Annotated in this window: 22 protein-coding genes and 1 pseudogene; 11 read left to right on the forward strand and 12 right to left on the reverse strand. The window is 60.3% G+C overall.

All coding sequences use genetic code 11. The annotated features are described in order from the left end of the window. The first annotated feature begins 3 nt into the window (after window positions 1–3). From GM676_RS14660 to GM676_RS14670, 3 genes are all read left to right on the forward strand, one after another. Complete coding sequence (locus GM676_RS14660) at window positions 4–1005, forward strand: succinylglutamate desuccinylase (RefSeq protein WP_155464392.1); 1002 nt, start codon at window positions 4–6, stop codon at window positions 1003–1005. Between the two features lie 92 nt (window positions 1006–1097). Beyond that, entirely contained in the window at window positions 1098–1622 is a 525-nt protein-coding gene (locus GM676_RS14665; RefSeq protein ID WP_155464393.1) for an EF-hand domain-containing protein, read from the forward strand. A gap of 384 nt (window positions 1623–2006) precedes the next feature. Continuing rightward, window positions 2007–3467, forward strand: a complete 1461-nt coding sequence (locus GM676_RS14670) for an APC family permease (RefSeq protein WP_371866240.1) — start codon at window positions 2007–2009, stop codon at window positions 3465–3467. 207 nt (window positions 3468–3674) lie between these two features. Here the strand turns inward: GM676_RS14670 and GM676_RS14675 are convergent, their stop codons facing one another. Further along, window positions 3675–3896 (reverse strand): hypothetical protein, encoded by a 222-nt coding sequence (locus GM676_RS14675; RefSeq protein ID WP_155464395.1) that lies wholly within the window; start codon window positions 3894–3896, stop codon window positions 3675–3677. Window positions 3897–4090: 194 nt separating this feature from the next. On the opposite strand from GM676_RS14675, the gene GM676_RS14680 reads away from it, so the two are divergent. After that, window positions 4091–5506: a diguanylate cyclase gene (locus tag GM676_RS14680; RefSeq protein WP_155464396.1), complete on the forward strand. Its 1416-nt coding sequence runs from the start codon at window positions 4091–4093 to the stop codon at window positions 5504–5506. Here the strand turns inward: GM676_RS14680 and GM676_RS14685 are convergent, their stop codons facing one another. The 3 genes from GM676_RS14685 to GM676_RS14695 form a co-directional block, all read right to left on the reverse strand. Next, window positions 5507–6421 carry an EamA family transporter gene (locus GM676_RS14685; protein WP_155464397.1) on the reverse strand — a complete coding sequence of 305 codons (915 nt, stop codon included), beginning with the start codon at window positions 6419–6421 and terminating at the stop codon, window positions 5507–5509. A 9-nt stretch (window positions 6422–6430) separates the two neighbouring features. Beyond that, window positions 6431–8626, reverse strand: a complete 2196-nt coding sequence (locus tag GM676_RS14690; protein WP_155464398.1) for an FUSC family protein — start codon at window positions 8624–8626, stop codon at window positions 6431–6433. A gap of 81 nt (window positions 8627–8707) precedes the next feature. Then, window positions 8708–10396 (reverse strand): M14 family zinc carboxypeptidase, encoded by a 1689-nt coding sequence (locus GM676_RS14695; RefSeq protein ID WP_155464399.1) that lies wholly within the window; start codon window positions 10394–10396, stop codon window positions 8708–8710. A gap of 184 nt (window positions 10397–10580) precedes the next feature. Between GM676_RS14695 and GM676_RS14700 the strand changes: the two genes are divergently transcribed. Beyond that, complete coding sequence (locus tag GM676_RS14700) at window positions 10581–11342, forward strand: hypothetical protein (protein ID WP_155464400.1); 762 nt, start codon at window positions 10581–10583, stop codon at window positions 11340–11342. Here GM676_RS14700 and GM676_RS14705 read toward each other — a convergent pair whose 3' ends face one another. Together GM676_RS14705 and GM676_RS14710 are read right to left on the reverse strand one after the other, a co-directional pair. Beyond that, complete coding sequence (locus GM676_RS14705; RefSeq protein ID WP_155464401.1) at window positions 11343–11909, reverse strand: NADPH-dependent FMN reductase; 567 nt, start codon at window positions 11907–11909, stop codon at window positions 11343–11345. A 31-nt stretch (window positions 11910–11940) separates the two neighbouring features. Further along, entirely contained in the window at window positions 11941–12111 is a 171-nt protein-coding gene (locus tag GM676_RS14710; RefSeq protein WP_155464402.1) for a hypothetical protein, read from the reverse strand. A gap of 356 nt (window positions 12112–12467) precedes the next feature. Between GM676_RS14710 and GM676_RS14715 the strand changes: the two genes are divergently transcribed. From GM676_RS14715 to GM676_RS14730, 5 genes are all read left to right on the forward strand, one after another. Beyond that, entirely contained in the window at window positions 12468–13169 is a 702-nt protein-coding gene (locus tag GM676_RS14715; RefSeq protein WP_229262695.1) for an IS110 family transposase, read from the forward strand. Beyond that, window positions 13060–13293, forward strand: a complete 234-nt coding sequence (locus GM676_RS32220; RefSeq protein WP_229262696.1) for a transposase — start codon at window positions 13060–13062, stop codon at window positions 13291–13293. The genes GM676_RS14715 and GM676_RS32220 overlap by 110 nt, the downstream gene beginning before the upstream one ends. 588 nt (window positions 13294–13881) lie before the next feature. Further along, the gene (locus tag GM676_RS14720) at window positions 13882–14253 is read left to right on the forward strand and encodes a hypothetical protein (RefSeq protein WP_155464403.1); all 372 of its coding nucleotides are present in this window, start codon (window positions 13882–13884) and stop codon (window positions 14251–14253) included. Continuing rightward, the gene (locus tag GM676_RS14725) at window positions 14246–14467 is read left to right on the forward strand and encodes a hypothetical protein (RefSeq protein WP_155464404.1); all 222 of its coding nucleotides are present in this window, start codon (window positions 14246–14248) and stop codon (window positions 14465–14467) included. The genes GM676_RS14720 and GM676_RS14725 overlap by 8 nt, the downstream gene beginning before the upstream one ends. Window positions 14468–14489: 22 nt before the next feature. Next, window positions 14490–15518, forward strand: a complete 1029-nt coding sequence (locus GM676_RS14730; RefSeq protein ID WP_371866241.1) for a GGDEF domain-containing protein — start codon at window positions 14490–14492, stop codon at window positions 15516–15518. A 21-nt stretch (window positions 15519–15539) separates the two neighbouring features. Here GM676_RS14730 and infA read toward each other — a convergent pair whose 3' ends face one another. Next, window positions 15540–15806 carry a translation initiation factor IF-1 gene (gene infA, locus GM676_RS14735; RefSeq protein ID WP_155464405.1) on the reverse strand — a complete coding sequence of 89 codons (267 nt, stop codon included), beginning with the start codon at window positions 15804–15806 and terminating at the stop codon, window positions 15540–15542. A 3-nt stretch (window positions 15807–15809) separates the two neighbouring features. After that, on the reverse strand, window positions 15810–16028 hold the full coding sequence (locus GM676_RS14740; RefSeq protein ID WP_155464406.1) for a S1 domain-containing protein: 219 nt from the start codon (window positions 16026–16028) through the stop codon (window positions 15810–15812). A 345-nt stretch (window positions 16029–16373) separates the two neighbouring features. Here GM676_RS14740 and GM676_RS14745 point away from each other — a divergent pair. After that, window positions 16374–16654 (forward strand): annotated as a pseudogene (locus GM676_RS14745) (transposase); the annotation flags it as partial. Window positions 16655–16798: 144 nt separating this feature from the next. On the opposite strand, the gene GM676_RS14750 reads toward GM676_RS14745, so the two are convergent. From GM676_RS14750 to GM676_RS14765, 4 genes are all read right to left on the reverse strand, one after another. Continuing rightward, window positions 16799–18952 (reverse strand): S46 family peptidase, encoded by a 2154-nt coding sequence (locus GM676_RS14750; RefSeq protein ID WP_155464407.1) that lies wholly within the window; start codon window positions 18950–18952, stop codon window positions 16799–16801. 166 nt (window positions 18953–19118) lie between these two features. Beyond that, the gene (locus GM676_RS14755) at window positions 19119–19685 is read right to left on the reverse strand and encodes a YceI family protein (protein ID WP_155464408.1); all 567 of its coding nucleotides are present in this window, start codon (window positions 19683–19685) and stop codon (window positions 19119–19121) included. A gap of 22 nt (window positions 19686–19707) precedes the next feature. Beyond that, window positions 19708–20262: a YceI family protein gene (locus GM676_RS14760; protein ID WP_155464409.1), complete on the reverse strand. Its 555-nt coding sequence runs from the start codon at window positions 20260–20262 to the stop codon at window positions 19708–19710. Between the two features lie 25 nt (window positions 20263–20287). Further along, entirely contained in the window at window positions 20288–20815 is a 528-nt protein-coding gene (locus tag GM676_RS14765) for a cytochrome b (RefSeq protein ID WP_155464410.1), read from the reverse strand. Window positions 20816–20947: the final 132 nt, after the last annotated feature.

A 20947-nucleotide genomic window follows, 5' to 3' on the forward strand; every position in this document is an offset into this window, starting at 1 on the left:
ACGATGAGCGATTTGCCAGCAGCCTTGCCGCCAGCCGTCCGCGCGCTGGCGGAAGCGGACTTCAGCGCCATCGGACCGCGCTTCACGGCGGCCGGCTTCACGGTCGCCGAGCCGGCGGACGGGATCATCACGATCCGTGCCCCGGCCGCTGGCGACGACGAGCGGCCGGCGGTGCTGGTCTCCGTCGGCGTGCATGGCGACGAGACCGGCCCGATCGAAGTCGTGGCTTACTTGCTGGACGCCTTGTCGCATCAGGCGTCCGCGCTGGCAGTGGATCTGATGCTCTGCGTCGGTAACATCGGCGCCATCCGCGCTGGCAAGCGCTTCATCGATGCAGACCTGAACCGCATGTTCCGCGAACAGCGCGGCACGCTGGAAGGCACGGCGGAAGCCGCGCGCGCCGATGTGATGATCGCCGCTACCAGCGCGTTCTTTGCAAACGCTGGCCCGCGGCGCTGGCATCTCGACCTGCACACCGCGATCCGCCCGTCGGTTTATCCAACCTTCGCCATCGTGCCGGAGCTGATCCCGGACGAGCCGCGTGGCATGTTGATCGATTGGCTGGGTCTTGCCGGTATCGGCGCCATCATCATGAACCCTGCTTCGGTGGGGACGTACAGCTACTACTCGGCCGAACATCATGCGGCGGCCGGCACGACGATTGAACTGGGACGGATTGGCACGCTGGGACAGAACGACCTGGCGCAGTTCAAGGATGCGTCGCAGGCGCTGGACGATTTGCTGCGTGGTGCGCCCCAGCGCGAAGGCACGCAGCGTCCGCACATCTTCAACACCGCGCGCCAGATCATCAAACTGAGTGACCAGTTCCAGATGGCGTTTGGCAAAGAGACGCACAACTTCACCGCCATGAAACAAGGTGAGGAAATTGCGCGCGACGGCGACACCGTCTACACCGTGCAGTATCCGGAAGAGCTGGTGGTGTTCCCGAATCCCGACGTGCGGGTGGGCTTGCGGGCGGGCTTGATGGTGGTGCGGGTCGGCTGATCTTTACCCGTCTTTACACTTTGCGGGGTCATAGATACATGGATTAGTTCGTTAACAGGAGCAGCATTGTCCTTAACCACGGAGTAAGAGCCATGACGACCGCAATCAGCAGTATTTCCAGCAGCAGCACCAGCGCCGCCCATTTCGATCCCTCGAAAGGCGCGGCGCGTTTCGCCTCCAAAGTCTTTAACGACATGGATGCCGACACCGACGGCAAGGTCACCAAAGACGAATTCGTCAAAGGCCTTGAATCCAAAGGCGTCTCAAGCGAAGACGCGACCAAACAATACGAAGCCATCGACAAGGAAGGCGCCGGCTCGATCACGAAGGACGATCTTGAATCGGCCATCAAGAGCGGCGACTTCAAACCGCCCCGCCCACAAGGCGGCGCCGGCGGCCCACAGGGTGGCGGCGCGCCGCAAGGGGGCGGTGGAGGGGGCGGCGCCAGCGGCGTCAGCGCCAGCAGCACCAAAACCTACGAAGCCGCCGACAAGAACCAGGACGGCACGGTGACGCAACAAGAACAGCTGGTCTACGACATGGCCCAAGCCGCCAAGTCCGCCGCCGCCTCCACCGGCGTCGACAAGCTCGGCACCAATATCGACGCCTTGGCCTAAGATGGGAAAGCGGTAGCAAATCTTGCTACCGCTTGAGAAGAAGAGAGTTTAAGCGCGGACGATCAGTGCGGTCAGGGTGATGGCCAGGCCGACCAGGACCATGGCGGCGCCGGTGACGGCGGCGGGGTGGAAGCGGCGGGATACGGTCGGGATTTTTTTGATCGGCATGGCTGGCTCCTTCTTGGCTTTTGGTAACACTTGTCTCAAGCGTAACCTGCGCCTCATTTCCAATCTATACATGGCGCTGTATCAAAAGTAAGCACTTGTAACGCCAAGGCGCAAGGGGTTGTATTTCTGGCACAAAATACCTGTAGGGCCGCGCACCGGATGGCCCTATAATCGCTGTGTTTTTGCCTGAACATACACTCCCACAAGGAATTGCCTGTGAACCAAACGCTGGTCCAGAAACTGACCCGTACCAAGCCGGTCGACAATAAAAACACCGAACACGCTCCAAGCAGCAGCAACAGCCTGCACCGCTCCATTGGCTTGTTTCCCCTGACGATGATCGGGGTCGGTGCCACCATTGGCACCGGTATTTTCTTCACGATGGTCGAGGCCGTACCCAAGGCCGGCCCTTCCGTGATCCTGTCCTTCCTGATCGCCGCGATCACCGCCGGCCTGACCGCGCTGTGCTATGCCGAGCTGTCGTTCCGCATTCCCGCCTCCGGCTCGTCGTATTCGTTCGCCTACGCCACCGTGGGCGAATTCCTGGCCTTCATCATGGCCGCCTGCCTGCTGCTGGAATATGGCCTGGCCGCCAGCGCCACCGCCATTGGCTGGTCGGATTACCTGAACAACTTCCTCAACAACGCCTTCGGCTGGCACATTCCCGAGCTGCTGCGTTCGCCGATGATCGTCTCCACCGCGCACGGCATCGAGGTCCATGGCGGCCGCGTCAACCTGCCGCCGATTATCCTGGTCTGCCTGTGCTGCCTGCTGCTGGTGCGCGGCGCCAAGGAATCGGCCACCACCAACGCCATCATGGTGATGGTCAAGCTGGCGATCCTGATCTTCTTCGTGGTGATCGCGTTCAGCGGCTTTGACATCAACAACTTCCATCCATTCTTCAGCCCGGACGGCGGCACCCACTACACCGGCATGGCCGGGGTGACGGCCGCCGCCGCCACCGTGTTCTTCTCCTTCATCGGCCTGGACACCGTGGCCACCGCCGGCGAGGAAGTGCGCAATCCAACCCGCAACGTGCCGATCGGCATTCTGGCCGCGCTCGGCATCGTCACCGTGTTCTACATGCTGGTGGCCGTGGCCGCGATGGGCGCGCAGCCGGCGGCCAAGTTCGCCGGCCAGGAAGCCGGTCTGGCCGTGATCCTGCAAAACGTCACCGGCCAGACCTGGCCTGCGCTGGTGCTGGCGGCAGGCGCGGTGATTTCGGTGTTCAGCGTGACGCTGGTGACCATCTATGGTCAGACCCGCATCCTGTACGCCATCGCCAAGGATGGCCTGATTTCGAAATCATTCCAGAAGGTCAGCCCGCGCACCGGTTCGCCGGTGCAGAACACGCTGATCGTGTGCATCGTGGTGGGCCTGGTGGCGGGCTTTGTGGACGCGACCTTCCTGTGGGACATGGTCAGCATGGGCACGCTGACGGCGTTCATCGTGGTGTCGCTGGCGGTGCCGGTGATGCGCCGCAAGGAGGGCGAGTCGGCGGTCAAGGGCTTCCGCGTGCCGGGCGGTCCTTATTTCGTGCCGGGCCTGAGTATCGCGGCTTGCTTGTACCTGATGTTTGGTTTGTCGATGACGACTTATACCGTGTTCGTCATCTGGATGAGCGCGGCGATCCTGACTTACTTCCTGTACGGGATGCGTCACTCCCGATTGAACTAAAGTCGTTAAAAAAGCCCCCGTCAGCCTGAGCGCGCTCAGGCTGACGGGGGCTTTTTGCCATGTATGCTCAGTCGTTGTGCAGCTTATTCAGCCTTGTTTTCTGGCTTACCACCCAGGTAGAGGCGCAGCACCAGGCCGGACAGGGCGATTGCGGCAGGCAGGTTTTCGATGATGGTCAGCATGGTTTTCTCCTGAAGGTAGATTCGATTAACCGCGGGAAGCGAAGTAGCGCAGCTCGGCAGCCAGGTTTGGCGAATGCAGCTCGCTGTCGGCGGCCAGGCGATTCAGCCACCAGATGGTTTCTTCTTTGTTGCGCTGCGACACAACCGGCTGCACGGCGAACAGTGCGGCGATCAGCTGGCGCGCGGCGTTGGCAATATTGGCGAAGTAGCCAGTGTCAGCAAAGGTGTTCAGGGTCGTTGCGCTCATTTGAAGCTCCATAAATATTCGTTTGATGCGATGCAGTATGCGCCTGTTCCAGTAATAAATAAACTTTTGATTTGTGATACAAGCCATAAATAATTCGAATAACTCTCCATTTTTCCTCTGAAAATGCATTGCCGTAAGGCAGCGAAATTAAGGTATGATTGCTGTCCATATGGCAATAATTTGATGGAGTCCGGATGTCCCTGCGCACGAAATTCATGCTGGCTTTGTTATTGACCGGACTGGCGGCGGTGGCGATGGTGGGCGGCCTGGCCTATGTCGGCATGACCAAGAAGGTGGACACCATCCGGCGCGAGCAGGCGGCCGAGCATTTCCATTCGGTGGTGACGGCTTATCTGCAAAAGTACGGCAGCTGGCAGGCCAGCCCAGGCAAGCAGGGATTCGATGAATTCATGCAGTCGGGCGAGCATCCACCGCAGCTGTCCGATGGCGCGCAGGATGAGGAGCGTCGCCCGCCGCGCGAAGAAGGGCGCGGGCCGCAGGACGATGGCCGCGGCCCGCCACGCGGCGAGGATGGCCATCCGCCTCCGCGTGGCGAGGGCGCAGGCGATCGTTCGCCTCCTCCCCGTGGTGAGGGCGATGGCGAAGGCCGCCGGCCACCGCGCCGGGGCGGCGAACCGCCATTCCGCTTCATCCTGGCCGATCAGGACTTCAAGGTGCTGCTGGGCGCAGGCGTGTATCAACATGGCGAGGCGCTGCCGGAGGCGGCGCGCAAGGATGCACGCGCCGTCAGCGTCAATGGCAATGTGGTGGCCTACGTATCGCCGGAAGGCGTGATCACGCCGAGCAAGCAGGAGCTGCAATACCTGGCCGCCATGCGCGAAGCGCTGTGGTATGGCGTGAGCGGCGCGGCGGTGCTGGCGCTGGTGCTGGGCTTCCTGTTAAGCCGCAGCCTTGGCCGCACGCTGGGCCACCTGACCAAGGCGGTGCGCGCCATGCACGGCGGCTCGCTGTTGCAGCGTGTGCCGGTCGAGGGCAAGGACGAAGTGGCCGAACTGGCCGCCGCCTTCAACGACATGAGCGAGAAGCTGGCGCGCTCGCACGAGGAATTGCACGAGTCGCACCAGACCATCCTGGCGCAGGCCGAGCAAATGCGCGAACTCAGTGTGCGCGACGCGCTGACCAAGCTGCACAACCGCCGCCACTTCGACGAGCAGGCCACCACCCTGTTCAGCCACGCGGTGCGCCACAAGCGTCCGCTGGCCGTGGTGATCGGCGATATCGATTACTTCAAGAAGATCAACGACCAGTTCTCGCACGCCACTGGCGACGCGGTGCTGCGCCAGGTCGGCGAGATCCTGCGCAGCCATATGCGTTTGAGCGATCTGGTGGCGCGCTACGGCGGCGAGGAATTCGTGATCGCCTTCCCGGAAACCGAGCTGCCGCAAGCGGCCGCGCTGTGCGACAAGCTGCGCGGGATTATCGAATCCTTCCCATGGCATCAGGTGCATCCGGATTTGAAGGTCACCATGAGCATGGGCGTGTACGCCGACCTGGCGGCAGGCACGGCGGAAGCCATGCTGCAAAAGGCCGACGCGCTGTTGTACCGCGCCAAGGAGACGGGCCGCAACCGCGTCTGCTTCGCCGCCTGATTATGAACGGCGGTCCAGCCAGCGGCCGCCGAACATGGTGCACATCAGCGCCGCCACAATCAGCGCGATGCCGGCCCACTGCCAGCTGGTGATGGTATCGCCCAGGGCCACCATGCCCGAGGTAATGCCGACCACCGGCACGCCCAGGCTGAAAGGCGCGACGCGGTTGACGGGGTAGCGTTTCAGCAGCCTTGTCCACATCGCATAGCCGATGATGGTCGACATCCAGCCGACATACGCCACCGCCACCCACGTCGCCAACGGCGCGCCCACCCATTGCCAGCGCGTGGCCGGATCGTCAAACGCCAGCGACAGCAGCACAAACGGCACGATAGGCACGGCGCCGCACCAGACGATAAAGCTGATGACATCGAATTCCGGCGTGTCCTTCTGCGCGCGCCGCACGACGATGTTCGACACCGCCCACATGGCCGCGCCGGCGAGGCATAGCGCAAAGCCGGCCGGCGTGATGTCGGCGGAATGGACGGCTTGCACGGCGCTCATGCCAAAGCACAGCAGGCCCACCGCCGCCAGCGCCAAGCCGGCCAGCAAGGCGCGGCTGGTGCGTTCCTTCAGCAGCATATAACCGAAGATGGCGGTGAAGAAGACCTGCGTCTGCAAAATGACGGAAGCCAGCGAGGCGGACATGCCCACTTTGAGCGACAGGAACAGCAGGCCGAATTGGCCCACGCCCTGGCTCAAGCCATAGGCGATGATCCACTTGGCCGGCAGCTTGGGCGGCTTGAAGAACAGGATCAGCGGCAGGATGGCGAACACATAGCGCGCCGCGCCCAGCTGGAACGGCGTCAGATTGCGCAGGCCAACTTTCATGGCGACGAAGTTGGTGCCCCAGATGATAACGACCACCAGGGCGGAGAGCAGGTCGCGGGTGGTGAAGGATGCGTTGGAGGTCATCCCGCCATGTTACGTCACATCGCGCAGGATTGCTTCGCTGTGGACGATGATTTTCACGGCGTCGGCTTGCAGCAGGCGGATGCGGCGCTGAACCAGCGGCCAGCCGGACCACGGCACCAGCGCAGCGGCAGCGGCGGCGGCATCCTGCGCGGACAGTGTCGATGCCGACATCAGCGCATGCTCGCCGGCCTGTCCGGCCGCTTCGCGTGCCGCCGCGTTATGCGGGGCCAATGCGTGTGTGAGGATTTCCACCACCTGTTCGTGGCTCTCGGCCAGCATGGCGTTCAGCTGCCCGGCCGGCAGTTCCTTCGTGTGACGGCGCAGGATGGCGCGCAGGGCCGCCACGTGCGCCATCAGCAGGTAGTTCTGCACCATGAACAGATTGATGTCCTCCACCGCGCGCTGCTTGCTGGAAGGCTCGTCGAGCATGCGCGCCAGCGCGGAACTCAGGCCCGCCAATGAATCCATCAGGCGCTTGCGCTCGATGCGATAGGCGAAATCGTCCTTGCCTTTGCCTTGCAGCAGATCGAAGCTGACCTGCATGTAGCGCAGGTTCACATCCAGCACGCCGCGCACCAGGCGTGGCAGGCTTTGATACTCCCAGTTCGCCAGCACGAAGCTGAACGCGGTCGCCACCACCGCGCCGACGACGGTGTCCACCAGCCGTTCCATGATCAGGTTCTCATTGCCCGGCGCGAGCAGATACATTTGCAGCAGGATCATCACGCTGACCGCCACCGCCGCGTAGCGGTAGCGCAGGTAGACGAAGGTCGGCATGGCCACGGTGGACAGCACCAGTGCGCCGAGGATGAAGGCCGGGTAGCTGAGGAACTTGAGTATCAGCGCCGTGATGACGCAGCCGATCACCGTGCCGACAATGCGGTCGCGCCGCCGCTGCTTGGTCATGCTGAACGACGGCTTGAGGATGATCACGATGGTCAGCACGATCCAGTAGCTGTGCGCGGAATATGGCAGCCACGCGCCGATCAGCAGGCCGGCCGATATTGCCATCGCCACCCGCAGCGAGAAGCGGAAGATGGGCGAGTCCCAGCGCAGGTGCGAAAGGATCATGCGGAATTCGTACTTCTGCTGCGACAGGAAAGGCCCCATGTCGGCGTCGGCCCAGAAAGGTGTGGTGTCGTAGACCTTCTGGCTGGCCTGATGCAGTTCGCCGATCATCTTGATGATGGCGCGGACCTTGTTGCGCTGCGCGCGCAGCACGGCCAAGGCTTCCTGCTGCGGCTTGCCTTCGCTGATGCGCTGCTGAATGGCTCCCAGTTCGGCTTCGATGGCGTCCAGCTCCGGCTCGTAGCTGATCTCGGCGTAGGAGGCCTTCTTGCGGGTGACGTCATACGCCACCGATTCGATATCGCGCGCCGCCTTGTAGGCCAGGTCGTGCAGGGTTTTCAGCACCGGCGAATCCACCAGGTGCACGCGTAGCTGCGCATAGTCGGTATGGGTGGACAGGATCAGCTCATACAGGTCCAGCATGCAGACGTGGACCTGCACCACGATGGCGTCCTTGGTGTTGTTGTGCGCGCGCAGGATCAGATCGCGCGAGGCCTGCTGGCGGTCGGCCAGCAGGCTTTGATGGCGGATCAGCTTATTGAATTGTTCGGTGAGGTTGTAGCGCGTGTCGTAGAAGTCGGCCTTGATATCGATATAGGCCGCCAGCTCAAACAACGCCTCGGCCAGCACCTGCTGCTTGATGCGGTGGCGCAGTATCCATGAGATGCCCATGGCGTAAGCCAGATAGGCCACCGCGCCCAGCGTGAACAAGCCGGTATGGATGAAGGACTCGCGCGCCGTCATCGAATGTTCCATCGACATGGTCATGATGAACAGCGTGGCCAGTTGCAGCGGCATGGACTTGCGGCCGTAGACCACCATCATGCAGGCGCCAAAGCTGATCACCACCAGCATGGTCATGAGCAGCCAGTGATACGGCGCGCACAGGCTGATGAGCAGGGTGACGGCGCCGCACAGCAGCACCGAAGCGCTCATTTCGTTGAACTTGTGGCGCAGAGGGCTGGGCATGTCCATCAGCGCCGTGCAGAGCGCGCCGATGCACACCGTCATGGCGATCGCCATGTCGGCAAATTGCAGGGTGATCAGCGTGACGCCTACCAGCCCGGCGGCGAAACGCAAGCCAAGATAAAAGTAATGGCTATAGAAGAAGGTGCGCAGGTTGAGTGCGTAGTGCATGGCTATGGCCTTGTGGGCAGCTTGCATGCGCAGCGCGGGATCGCCGCGGTGCGCATGATGTGTAACGCAGTTTTTAGATTTTTAGAAGACCGACAGCACCGGGTAGCGGCGCCATTCAGGTTCTGCGTGGCGCTTGCCGTTGGCGAAGATGAAGCCCAGCACCGCATCCTGATTCGACAGCAGCGCCGGATTGGCGGCCTTCCATGCTTCGAAACTGGCTTTCAGTTCAGGCTCGGTTTGCAGCATTTCCAGCGCCAGGTCTTCGAACACGTAGTCGGAGTAGTTTTCTTTTTTCTCCAGTACGCTGTTGAAGAAGCCCCAGCGGAAGAAGGAGTCGTGGCCTTGCGGTTCGAGCGTTTCGACGGCATAGCGGGCGTTGGCCTGCTTGAGCGGGACGAAGTAGTCGCCCGGCTGCACGGTGAAGCGGCCGGTGCGCGCCTCCAGCCGCACCTCGTCGTGGTACATATGGCCTTCGTAGGCGGTCGGGCGCGAGGTGACGGAGACGATGTGGTAGTACTGCGCTTCCACCGTCGATGTCTCGTCGAAGCGGGCCATGTCGACCCCGTTCCATTGCAGGCGCTCGATGGCTTCGCGCCAGGCTTGCGGCACGATGTAGCCTTTCGGTGCGCGCACGGTGGCGGCGGGCACGAAGCTGTTGTAGTAGGCGATGTCCTTTTCCCACGGCTTGCTGCGGTCGTAGGACAGGCGCTGGTAGTCGCCCAGCAGCGACGGGCTGCGCTTGGCCTCATAGCCCTTGAAGCGGAAGGTCGACGGATTGTTTTCGTCCATCTTCCATGCCACGGTCCACTCGCTGGCATTGGCGGCCTGCTCGCGCGCTTCGGTGCGCAGCTGCCTGATTTGTTCGCCGTGCGAGACGGTGAAGGCCATGGTCACATCCAGCAAGGCGCGCATCGAGTCGTAGCGGTCCTTGAAAGGCTTGAGCATGTGCGTCTCCGGCATGAAGCCGATCACGTGGTGCAGGGCGGCGAAACCGGTCGAGAAGCGCGGCACTTCCAGGAATTCGGCGATGCCGTCGTCCGGCGTGTCTTTGACCGGATTGACGTACGGGCAGGTCGGCCAGCCCTTGGCTTCCATCGCCTGATAGATGTGCGGCAGCATGGTCTCGCGCAGGAAGGGACCGAGGCCGTAGCCCAGCTTGTCCGCCTGCGTATGGATCAGGGTCATGGTGTACGGATAGTCGGCGCCGTTGGAGGTGTGAGTATCGACCATCACGTCCGGGTCCCAGCTGGTCAGCAGCTGGTTGAAGATGCGGGCATTGAGCGTGTCGCACTTGACGAAGTCGCGGTTCAGGTCGAGGTGGCGGCTGTTGCCGCGGAAGCCGAATTGCTCCGGACCGTCCTGGTTCACGCGCGAGGTGTTGGCGCGGTTCAGGGCGCCGTCGACGTTGTACAGCGGGACGAACAGCAGCACGGTCTTGCCCAGCGCCGCCAGTTTGGCCGGATCGAAGCACAGGTCGCGCACGATGGCCATGCAGGCATCCACGCCTTCCGGCTCGCCGGGGTGGATGCCGTTGTTGTTGAAGAAGACGGTGCGGCCTTCGGCCTTGATCTGGCTGCGGTCGTGCACGCCGTCGGCGCTGACCACGCCGGCATGCACCGGGATGCCGCCGTCGGACACGCCGATCTGTTCAAATCGCAGCACTTGCGGGAAGCGCTGCGCCAGTTCTTGGTAAAAGGCGATGCATTCGCTCCACGTGGTGGTCTGGTTTTGATTGCCTTTTTCGTAAGGCGTCGGCATGTCTGGGTGCATGGTCGTCTGGATCTCAGAGAGTGTATTGGGGGAAGGCGGACTGGATAAGCCCGCTGTCGAGGGCGAGATTGTATCATCGTGCCCGTTTTTTGAGCGCCCGCAGCCCGAGCGTTGCGTTGCTTCAAGGTAAGTTTGGACGGCGGATGTTTTACTGGCGATGACATTCATCTGCCGGGAGAACAGCATGCGGGCGATCATTGTGGTGGTGTTGCTGGCGCTGGTGTGCCGCTGGGGCGTGGCGCAGATCGGGCCGCGTTATGTGATCGAGCTGCGCGGCCAGGGCGGCGGCACGGTGGGCATGGCGCAAGGGCGCGTGCAGCTGGCGGGCAAGGGCATGGCGCTGATACGCTTCCAGGGCCTGAGCATGCTGGCGGTGGACGCGGATAGCGAGGCGTACAGCGCGGAGGCGGTGCGCGACTGGCCGTCGGCCGATGTGTTGCTGGTGCTGCCGGCTGCCGCCGGCCATTACGACGGGCCGGCGCCGCTACGGGGGCTGCGCGCCGGCATGCCGGTGATCGTGACGGAGGCGGCGGGAGTGGAGGCGCCGGCAATCTCCGCACGACAGGCGCGTGCCGCACATGCGCATGCCGCCGCTGCTGCTGCGGAAGGGCCGCGCCTGTATCCCATGCAGGTCTGGAATACACTCGATCTGCGCAAGCAAAACACCCGCCTGCGGGTGACGGCGATGGCGGGGGCGCCCGGCACGCAAGGCGTGGCCGGCTTCATGCTGGAGGTGGGGAACAGTCGCTCGTCCTATCGCGTCTACCTTAGTTGCGAAGAGGTGCCGGCGGCCACGCTGGCACAGCGCCTGCCCGGTGCGGATCTGGCCTTGCTGCCTTCGCGCGAGGTGCCGCGCCTGCTGGCGCTGAATCGCGGTGCACCGGCAGCCGGCGAGCCGGCCACGCTCACCACGGCCGGCTATGCCTTCACGGCGATCAAACGCTGATCACTTCTTGCCGTTGGTCTCTACCCACTGCGCGTAGGTATCGATGAATTTTTTCAGGAACTGTTTGGTGCTGTCGTTGTTGATCTTGCCGTCCGGGCCGAGCAGATTGGCGGCGCCGCCGATATAGGCTTCCGGCTGTTGCAGCAGCGGCATGTCGAGGAACACCATCGACTGGCGCAAGTGGTGGTTGGCGCCAAAGCCGCCGGTGGCGCCGGGCGATACGCTGACGATGGCGGTTGGCTTGCCGCTCCACACGCTGCTGCCGTAAGGGCGCGAACCGACGTCGATGGCGTTCTTGAGCGCGGCGGGCACCGAGCGGTTGTACTCGGGCGTAAAGAACAGCACGCCGTCCACCTCCTTGATGCGCTGGCGGAAATGCGTCCACGCCTGCGGCGCCACCGCGCCGTTCTCTTCCAGATCCTGGTTATACATCGCCAGCTCGCCGATCTCGACGATTTCAAACTCCAGCGATGGCGGCGCCAGCGCAATGACTTCGTGAGCGAATTTCCGGTTGAGCGAATCCTTGCGCAAGCTGCCGATCACAACAGCGATTTTCTTCGCGGGCATGACATCTCCTTCGGGCTGGTTGAGGGAATTGCTAATGTACCCGATTCTTCTTGCGTGGGGGATTCGGCAGAACTTTTGCTTGAACAGCGCTGGGGGGATTGAGCTCGACACGAATCTTCTTGATTTGCATCTCGCCCCTACGCGCCGCCTCTATCGCCGCGAACCCTTCCATCAGTTCATTGAAGAGATTTCGCTTCTTCATTATTAGCGTCTCCTATTGCGGGAGTTTAAGCTTACGCAAACCGCCGCTACCGGGAATGACGGTGCCGGCAGTGGGATTGCTCATCATCTCGATGTGTAATACCCGGTACTCATCATCGTTGAGGTAGCGCTCACGGTGTCGGGCAAATGAAGGTAGCTCCCAAAAGACTGCGTGCATTGGAGTATGCCCCTGTTGACGATTGCTTGCAATTGGATTTGTTTCATCCAATCGTAGTAAGGGATCGCCAGGGGCAAGTGCGGCTGCGTCAATAGTAGGTAAGAAAATAAAGATAGCAGCTCAGACTTGATCTGAGGCTGCCGCAGCTCGCGCAAGCCTGCATACGAGGAGGGAAAGCCATGGACAAGGAAGCTACTGCCATTGGGATAGATGTCGGCAAACATAAGCTGGATGTTGCGCTGATCATCGAAGGAAAAGTACGCAGCAAGTCGGTGGCAAATTCATCTGCCGGCTACCAGGAACTGACGGCCTGGCTGACCAGGCAAAACGTCGAGCTGGACACCTGCCTGGTCTGCATGGAGTCAACGGGAGTGTATAGCGAGCCTGTTGCGCTCGGTTTGCAGGCGCTAGGTCTGACGGTGAGCCTTGTTAATCCTGCTCGCATCAAAGGATATGGACAGAGCGAGCTGGTGCGCAACAAGAATGACGGAATCGATGCAGCCTTAATCGCCAGGTATTGCGCGAAGATGCATCCGCAGCCCTGGAAAGCGCCAACACCAGAGCAGCGACGATTAAGGGCTTGGTGTGATCGTTTAAAGGCATTGAAGGACATGCGCCTACAAGAGGAAAACCGAGAAGAGGCTTGTACCGTCGCCGCGAATCCTGAATTGGTAGAACATCTCAGGCAGCATGTGGAATGGCTGAAGGTTCAAATCAAGCGTGAGCCCACGCCAGCGCACCTCAGGTACATCTATTCGCGGTCGTACGTCGATGTGTCGAACGGGGAACCGAGCAACTCGAAGCGCACTCTATATGCCGGCAGTCGTCGCCAGTCGCCACAACCCTGTGCTCAAGAACTTTGCAGAGCGTCTTCATGCTAACGGCTTGCCAAAGAAGGCAGTGATTGGGGCGGTCATGCGCAAACTGGTGCACTTGATGTTTGCCGTGGTTCGATCTGGTATCGCGTTCCAGCCTGATTATCCGCGAAGCCGTCAGATGAGCTAAACTCACCGGCGACTGACGGCCACAAGCAGACGGTCAACTGACCGATATTGGAACTGTTACCTAAGTCGTTTTACTTGAACTGGCGTCGCGACACCTGCGACAATCATTTGGTACCCGAAGTTGTAGGCTTGTATCGCGACGTCTGGCGAGTGAACGTAACGGTTGTGGTAAGAGGCGTCTATCTGTTGCCAAACTTGACCGTTCGCTAGCTTCACAACTGTGCTACCGGTCCACCCCTTGAAAGTTCCTAGAATTTTTGTTCTGATCATTGGGGTTCCAATAGAGAGGACCTACCCAGGCGATATACAGTGAATGGCAAGCCCAGATGATCATCCTACGCTAGATTTGGTGGCGATGATGTTCTGTAGTTCTCAACTGCAATCGGCCCAGAGTCGACCTCTGAGTTGGCAGTTACTGTCTTGCGTTTCAAGTACAAACTAGACTTGTCGCACGCGTTGCGCAAAAAAAGAAATTCCGCGTTAGCCGGAAGGGGTATAGTCTGGAATGCGGGGATGGTTCCTCATAACAGCCCACAGTCACAGGTCATAAGTTACCTGCTTACGTTTATTACTCAGTCAAGAGGTCCTTATGGGCAATGCGCAATTTAGCGGTGAACCACCGCTTGCCGACCCGGACCTATGCATTTGGTTTGATGGCCGCAGGTTCCATTATCAACATTATCGCTACGACATATTGGCGGATGCGATTGCTTACGCCACGGTAGACCAGCGCCGTCCCGACTTCCAGCCATTGCCATTGCCACTGACCTGGGAGCAATGGACTGAACCCACCGCTGAAGAGGCAGAGATCATGGCGACCTTTGGCATCAGCTATGTGAACGGGAGCTATCGGTTCAGGGAGTTCCGCTATGATCACCTCGAGCATGCGCTGTCTTATGCGCACCAAGTATCAGCAAAGACCTCAATCGAACAGGCAGCCCAGCTGACGTCCCATGATTGAGCGACAACGACGCGCTGATGTGGTGACCGCCAATGCAGTTGCCCGTGGACTCAATATTCTGGCTGTTCGCAACGCCAATCTGGCGCGCCGGTACATGGAGTATAAGCAGGTGCCTGCCTTAGTGATCGCGCGGGTACTTGCGGAGCCGGCGCTGCGAAGGCGTGAAAGTGCAGAGCAATCACTTTCGGAAGCTATCACACCAGGCAAGACGTGATATTGAAACCAAGGAGAAACGAGTGCCCCCTCCGCCAGAACCACTGAGCAAGAGCGAGCAGTTACAGGGCCTGCTCACGATGGCCAGGGAATTGTTGCAGATCGATGAAGCGAGCGCTGTGTTGCGTCTGGCCGGGCGTTCAATTATTGAACTGCTGGCAGCAAAGGAAGCGCTACTACTAATCGGTGGGGATACGCCGCTCTGCATTGCTTTCGGGGACGATGGAACGGCTATGTCAGCCCCCACATTACACGCTTGGTATCCCACAGTCCACGCACGCATGGCAAGCGGCACCAGTGTACCGAACCCAACAGGTAACTTGATGGTCGCGGTGCCTCAATCGCATCCCAAAGCTGTTCTTATGGCCGCTTGTCCCCCGGTCTCTGCCTTAGAGATCGAGCAACAGCAGGTAGCTACTCTTGAGACTTTGCTTGAATTAATCGCAGCAACCTTGGGACGCATCCAGATTCGCAGCTCTCTTGAACAAACGGTCACTTCACAATGCAACCAGCTCATTGAGAAGGCGCAGGAACATGCCGATGCGCTAGCGCGGCTCGATCTGGCTGCACACGACATGCTGTCCTTATCCCTGACCGATGTACTCACTGGTTTGAATAATAGGCGCGGTTTTTTTATGAAAGCGGAACCCCTATTTCAGCTAGCCCGGCGCCAATTTCGCGGGAGTGCGGTGGTCTATGCCGACATCGATGGACTCAAGCAGGTCAACGACACGCTCGGCCACATGACGGGTGATCAAATGATCCGCGACGCTGCCTCCATGCTCCGCGTGTCATTACGTGAAACTGACGTGCTTGCACGCATGGGTGGTGACGAATTCGTTGCCTACGCTGTGGACGAGGCCGAGCCGCATGCGCTGCTCTCGCGTCTGCAACAGACACTGGACGCGTTCAATCACTTGCGGCAGCGTCCTTATCAGCTTTCTCTCAGCGTGGGGATGGTGTCTTGCGGCCCTGAGGCAAACGTGACACTGAACGACTGTATCCAACAAGCCGACCGGGCCATGTACGAGCGTAAGCGGTGCCTGCACTAGCAGAATGCTGTATCGCGAGGTTTAGCGGCTGCGTCGGATAGGCCGGCGTGCTCCGCTGGCCTTCGGTGCGTCGATATGGCGGAAAGTAATCCGGCCCTTGTCCAAATCATAAGCGGACAGCTCCAAGGTTACGCGGTCACCAGCAAGAATGCGGATGAAATGCTTTTTCATGCGGCCCGCAGAATAGGCAATCAGGCGATGGCCGTTATCCAGCTCGACGCGGTATCGGCTATCCGGCAGGATTTCCTGAACCACGCCCTGCATTTCAATAAGGTCTTCTTTCGCCATTAATCAGATCCGCCGCACTACATGAATCTGGGTCGCGCGCCCGCCGAGCGCCGATGTGTCCAACTGATAAGCAACGAGCTTATCTGCCAGCGCGCCTGGGGGTTGCGTCTCGACGAAATCCCCGATATCTGCCATGACATCATACCCTCCCGCATCTGGCCTGATTTGGCCAATGCCTTTCAATCGACTGAACCAATGAATAGTTCCTGTATGCGTAATCATGCTGCTCCTTGCTATAGACGAACGAACCCAATTCTCAAGTAGAGCCAGTGGTCGAGCATCAAACAGGAGTGGCGGGTTGGCCTAATCAGGAAGGAGACAGGACGGTGACAGAGTACCGAAATGGAAGGGCGACTCTACAGGAATTTAGAGCAATCACCTAGTGAAATTTAAAATATCATTGATTCCGCAATCAATATTGTCTCGGAAGTGGCTCGCTAAAGGCAGCAAGACTAAAAGGTTCCGCTTATCCTCGGTTGAGGTATCGCCCGGCGGCTAAGGGGTGTGTGACCTGCTACCCTAAATTAGTACGGTGCTAAGCTAGAGTCTGCCAACTGGGGGGCAGGCATGAAAAAGCGATTCACGGAAGAGCAGATCATTGCGGTACTCAAGGAGGCCGAAGCCGGCACCAAGGTGTCGGACCTAAGCCGGAAATATGGCATTGCCGAGGCTACGTTCTACAACTGGAAAGCAAAGTTCGGCGGCATGACTGTGTCAGAGGCGCAGCGGCTGAAAGAACTTGAATCAGAAAACGCCAAGCTCAAGCGGCTGTTGGCCGATGCGATGCTGGACAATGCTGCACTGAAGGATGTCGTTGGTCGAAAGTGGTAAGCCCGCAAGCAAAGCGGTCAGATCCGCGTTATTTGCGCCTTATCGATCTTGTTGAGCGAAGCTAGATTCGGTCTTTATACCATTGGCCTCTCCGTGTTTTTTGCAAAGAAAAAGCCACGCGGCATTTCTGCGGCGTGGCTTCTGGATGAAGAGGGAGGCGCTTACTCGGCGTTCATTTCTTGCAGCAGATTGTCGGCGTGGTCGACGTGCTTCATGTTCCACAGGATGTAGCGCAGGTCGACCTGGATGTCGCGCGTCATGGCCTTGTTGAAGTCCCAGTCGGAGATGATGGAATCGAGCGTGCCGTCAAACGCCAGGCCGATCCATTCGCCCTTGCTGTTCAGCGCGGCCGAGCCGGAGTTGCCGCCGGTGATGTCCAGCGTCGCCAGGTAAGCCACCGGCACCGATTTCAGCACCGGATCGACATACTTGCCGAAGTCCTTGTCCTTGATGGCTTTCAACTGCGCGGCCGGGGCGTTGAACTCGCCTTGGCCGGTGGCCTTGGCGGCCACGCCCTGCACCGTGGTGAAGGCCTTCCAGATGCTGCCGTCCGAACCTGGATCGCGGCCGGCGATCTTGCCGAAGGTCACGCGCAGGGTGCTGTTGGCGTCAGGGTAAACGGCCTGGCCCTTGCTGTGCATGTAGGCGATCTTGGCCTTCATGTAGTTGGCATAAGCTTGTTGCAGCTTGCCGCCCAGTTCTTCCTCTTCGGCTTCGTCTTTCAGATCCGGCTCGTACAGCGCCACGGCAGCCTTGATGAAGCTGTCGTCGCTGGCCTTGAACTCTTCCGGCTTGCGCTCCAGCCAGGCCTTGCGCTGCTCGGCATCGCCCAGCTTGCTGCCGGCGTACAGCTGGTTCAGCGCGGCTTGCAGATCGGCTTTGCTCATGCCGTCCTTGATGCCAGCCACGGCGTCAAACGCGGCGTTGCGCTGCGCTGCCGGCTGGGCCGCATACTTGGTCAGGCTGTTCAGCACCAGCGCCTTGTCGACCTTCTCGTCGTAGTTGCGCACCAGCGCATCCACCGCCGATTTGATGCGCGGCACGTCGCGTTGCTGGAAGCCCGACTTGCGCTCGGCGTCCGGCTTGGTGTTTTCCACCGACAGGCGGTACAGCGTACGCGCGGTGTTCAGCAGGCGCGGCTTGGACGAGGTGAAGTAGTAATCGCGCTTGACTTCGGCATCGCGCTGGGCGATCAGTTTTTCCACCGCCTCGATATCGCCGGCGTACTCGGCCTTGCGCTTGGCGTCGGCGTTGATCCACTGCTTCAGCGCCTCGTGCTCGGCGGTTTTACGCTTGAGCATGTCGCTGCCGGCGTAGGAGTCCAGCATGCCCTGGCGGTTCTTGTAGTAGTTGTTGATGTTGGCCACCTGCGAGGCGTATTTCAGCGCGGTGTCCTTGTTGTCCTTGGTGGTGTCGGCAATGATGGCCAGGTTCTCGGCCGAGGACTTCACAAACGCCGGATAGCTCCAGTCGAAGGTGAACGCCACTTCCGACGGCAGGCGGTGGCGGTTGGTGCGACCCGGATAGCCCAGCACCATGACGAAGTCGCCTTCCTTCACGCCTTCCCTGGCCAGCTTCAGGTAGTGCCGCGGCAGGTAAGGCACGTTGTCCTTGCTGTAGTCGGCCGCCTTGCCATCCTTGCTGACGTAGGCGCGGTAGAAGCCATAGTCGCCGGTGTGGCGCGGCCACATCCAGTTATCGGTATCGCCGCCGAACTTGCCCACGCCTTCGGGCGGCGCGTGCACCAGGCGCACGTCGCGGATTTCCAGTTGCTTGATCAGGTAGAACTCCAGGCCGCCGTAGTAGGACGACACCGTGCAGCGGTGGCCGGCATCTTTTTCGCACTCGGTTTGCAGGGCTTTCTGATTCTTCTCGATGGCGTCGCTGCGCTGCTTGCCGCTCAGCTTGGCCACGGCCGGGGTGATGATCTGCTTGCTGACATCGGTCACCGCCTTGGTCACGTAGACGCGGGTGCCCGGCGCGGCCGGCAATTCCTCGCCCAAGTGATGGGCGAGGAAGCCGTTGGCCAGCAGATTGCGCTCCGGGGTCGAGTTGTGCGCCACGCTGCCGTACACGCAGTGGTGGTTGGTGGCGACCAGGCCTTGCGGCGACACGAACGAGGCCGAGCAGCCGCCCAGGCTGACGATGGCGCCCATCGGGAATTCGGTCAGCTTGGTCAGGTTGGCGGGATCGAGTTTCAGGCCGGCGGCCTTGAGTTGCCTGGCTACTTGTGGCAGCTGCTGCGGCATCCACATGCCTTCGTCGGCATGGGCGGCGGTGCTCAGGATGGCGAGCACGAGAAGGGATTTTTTCATTTGTCTTCCTGATAAATTGTGGCGAACAAAGTATCGTCAGACCTTACGTGCGCGTCAACTGGAATTTTCAGGAAAATAAACCCGGGGTCAGTTCTTGCAATCCAACACGGGCTCAGCCACTAAATGGCTGAGCCCGTGTTGGATTGCAAGAACTGACCCCGGATTTTTAGTCGGCCTTGATGGCTTCGATCTGGATCGCCAGTTTCACTTCCGGCGAGAAGTTCGGCAGGCCGTAGTTCAGGCCGAAGTCGCTGCGCTTGAATTCGGCGCTGGCGTCGGCGCCGCACACTTCACGCTTCAGGCGCGGGTGCATGATGCACTTGAACTTGTTCACTTTCAGCGCCACCGGCTTGGTCACACCCAGCAGGGTCAGCTCGCCGTCCACCGCCACCAGTTTGTCGCCTTCAAATTTGAAGGATTTGCTGGTGTAGGTGATGGTCGGGAATTTCTCCACATTGAACATGTCCGCGCCCTTGGCGTGCGAGTTCATTTTGTCGAAGCCGAAATCGATCGAGGAGGCATCGATCTTCACGTCCAGCGCGCCGGTCTTGGCCGCAGTATCCAGATTCACCGTGCCGCTGGTCTTGTCGAATTTGCCGCGCCATACCGACAGGCCCATGTGGTCGGCTTCGAAGCTTGGGTAGGTGTGCGTCGGGTCGATGTTGTAGGTGGCGGCGATGGCGGAAGTGGCCGAGGCGGCCAGCAGCGTGGCGATCAGAATCTGCAATTTCATGTGGTAAGTCTCCCTGAGTGGTTTATTGCGCTGCTACTACGTGGAATTTGATGGTGACGTCGTCAGCCACCATGCTGGTGTCTTTCCATTCGCCTTCGCCGATGTTGTAGGCCAGGCGCTTGATCGGCACCGCGCCGTCAAATACCTGGTTCTTGCCGTCGGCCTTGACGGTCAGCGGGAAGGTGACGTCGGTGGTCTTGCCCTTGATGGTCAGCTTGCCGGTCACAGTCAGCTTGCCGGCGCCGGCCGGCTTGATCGAGGACGAGACGAAGCTGGCTTTCGGGAATTGCGCGGCGTTGAACCATTCTTTCTTGGCCACTTCCTTGTTGTACTCGGCGTCGCCCAGATCCATGCTGCCGGTTTCCACTTCCACCGTGGCTTTGGCGGCGTCCGGCTTGGCGGCATCGTAGTCGATGGCGGCGGTGAATTTCTTGAACTTGGCGTCCACCGGCACGTTCATTTGCTTGAAGGTGGCGGTCACGCTGCTTTTGGCCGGATCGGCTTTCAGGGCGGCGGCGCTGGCGGCAAAGGCCACACCCAGCAGGGAAACGAGGGCGATTTTTTTCATGGCGTTCATGTTACAGGGCTCCAGTGGATGAGGGTTACAGCGGCAGCATGCGTTTCAGCGTGACGTCGCGGTCGATAAAGTGATGCTTGAGTGCGGCCAGGGCGTGAGCGACTACCGCTGCGGCCATCGTCATGGTCAGAACATAATGTACAGTTTTTAAAGTTGCCTTAAGTTCAGGATCTGGCGCGATCACGGCCGGCATCTGCCACAGGCCCAGGTACACCACCGGCACGCCGGCGGCGTACGAGTACAGGTAGCCGGAGATCGGCACGGCGAAGATCAGCAGGTACAGCAGGATGTGCATGCCCTCGGCGATCTTGTGCTGCCAGGCCGGGATGGAGGCCAGCGGTGGCGGCGGGCGGTTGGCCTTGCGCCACAGGACGCGGAGCACGGCCAGGAACAGCACCGTGACGCCCATCCATTTGTGCCAGGAGAAGTATTTCAGCTTGGTGGGCGAAAAGCCCGGAATCGCGACCATGGACAGGCCGAGGAAGAAGGTGGCAATGATGAGCAAGGCGACTAGCCAATGCAGCAACATGGCGATTTTGGTATAGCGTGGCATGAGCGGCTCCGAAAGAATAGTACGTACTAGAACTAAATATACCAAAGATTGCTGAAGCCTGCTTGCCAGGGCTAATTTGCATGAAAAAGCCCTGCTGCACTGAGCGCGATCTTGAGCGCGTTCAGGCCGGCA

Origin of the sequence: Duganella radicis, from assembly GCF_009720825.1 — a bacterium.
Taxonomy (GTDB): domain Bacteria; phylum Pseudomonadota; class Gammaproteobacteria; order Burkholderiales; family Burkholderiaceae_D; genus Rugamonas; species Rugamonas radicis.

Coding starts and splice junctions, on each gene's coding strand:
- GM676_RS14660 (WP_155464392.1), top strand. CDS start 4: ATGAGCGATTTGCCAGCAGCCTTGCCGCCAGCCGTCCGCGCGCTGGCG.
- GM676_RS14675 (WP_155464395.1), bottom strand. CDS start 3,896: ATGAGCGCAACGACCCTGAACACCTTTGCTGACACTGGCTACTTCGCC.
- GM676_RS14695 (WP_155464399.1), bottom strand. CDS start 10,396: ATGCACCCAGACATGCCGACGCCTTACGAAAAAGGCAATCAAAACCAG.
- GM676_RS32220 (WP_229262696.1), top strand. CDS start 13,060: ATGTGTCGAACGGGGAACCGAGCAACTCGAAGCGCACTCTATATGCCG.
- infA (WP_155464405.1), bottom strand. CDS start 15,806: ATGGCGAAAGAAGACCTTATTGAAATGCAGGGCGTGGTTCAGGAAATC.
- GM676_RS14765 (WP_155464410.1), bottom strand. CDS start 20,815: ATGCCACGCTATACCAAAATCGCCATGTTGCTGCATTGGCTAGTCGCC.
- GM676_RS14700 (WP_155464400.1), top strand. CDS start 10,581: ATGCGGGCGATCATTGTGGTGGTGTTGCTGGCGCTGGTGTGCCGCTGG.
- GM676_RS14740 (WP_155464406.1), bottom strand. CDS start 16,028: ATGATTACGCATACAGGAACTATTCATTGGTTCAGTCGATTGAAAGGC.
- GM676_RS14760 (WP_155464409.1), bottom strand. CDS start 20,262: ATGAACGCCATGAAAAAAATCGCCCTCGTTTCCCTGCTGGGTGTGGCC.
- GM676_RS14665 (WP_155464393.1), top strand. CDS start 1,098: ATGACGACCGCAATCAGCAGTATTTCCAGCAGCAGCACCAGCGCCGCC.
- GM676_RS14710 (WP_155464402.1), bottom strand. CDS start 12,111: ATGAAGAAGCGAAATCTCTTCAATGAACTGATGGAAGGGTTCGCGGCG.
- GM676_RS14750 (WP_155464407.1), bottom strand. CDS start 18,952: ATGAAAAAATCCCTTCTCGTGCTCGCCATCCTGAGCACCGCCGCCCAT.
- GM676_RS14755 (WP_155464408.1), bottom strand. CDS start 19,685: ATGAAATTGCAGATTCTGATCGCCACGCTGCTGGCCGCCTCGGCCACT.
- GM676_RS14685 (WP_155464397.1), bottom strand. CDS start 6,421: ATGACCTCCAACGCATCCTTCACCACCCGCGACCTGCTCTCCGCCCTG.
- GM676_RS14720 (WP_155464403.1), top strand. CDS start 13,882: ATGGGCAATGCGCAATTTAGCGGTGAACCACCGCTTGCCGACCCGGAC.
- GM676_RS14690 (WP_155464398.1), bottom strand. CDS start 8,626: ATGCACTACGCACTCAACCTGCGCACCTTCTTCTATAGCCATTACTTT.
- GM676_RS14725 (WP_155464404.1), top strand. CDS start 14,246: ATGATTGAGCGACAACGACGCGCTGATGTGGTGACCGCCAATGCAGTT.
- GM676_RS14680 (WP_155464396.1), top strand. CDS start 4,091: ATGTCCCTGCGCACGAAATTCATGCTGGCTTTGTTATTGACCGGACTG.
- GM676_RS14715 (WP_229262695.1), top strand. CDS start 12,468: ATGGACAAGGAAGCTACTGCCATTGGGATAGATGTCGGCAAACATAAG.
- GM676_RS14705 (WP_155464401.1), bottom strand. CDS start 11,909: ATGCCCGCGAAGAAAATCGCTGTTGTGATCGGCAGCTTGCGCAAGGAT.